Source organism: Ulvibacter sp. 2210JD10-4 (assembly GCF_058148525.1).
This window is the reverse complement of the sequence record NZ_JBYVJZ010000067.1, coordinates 1-248: the sequence shown is the minus strand read 5'-3', so window position 1 is coordinate 248 and position 248 is coordinate 1. Positions and strand designations below refer to the sequence as shown.

The window sequence follows — 248 nt, the reverse complement described above, 5'->3', positions numbered from 1 at the left end:
TACGGAGAAGAGAAAATTTCGGCCTATCAAACGTTGTATACATGTTTAGTTACAGTTGCAAAGCTTGGAGCATCTGTGGCACCTTTCTTCATGGATCGATTGTATAGAGATTTAACAGAAGGCGTTTCTAAAAAAGCAGAAAAATCTGTACATTTAAGTAACTTTCCTGAAAGTAATGAGTCATACATAGACAGTGCATTGGAACATAAAAGGCAACAAGCGCAAACAATATCATCGCGAGTATTATC

General features: G+C 36.7%; 1 protein-coding gene. It reads left to right on the top strand.

The genetic code is table 11. From position 1 onward, the window contains the following. On the top strand, positions 1-248 hold a 248-nt coding region (locus ACY2RT_RS15495), incomplete at both ends, for a class I tRNA ligase family protein (protein ID WP_490156818.1).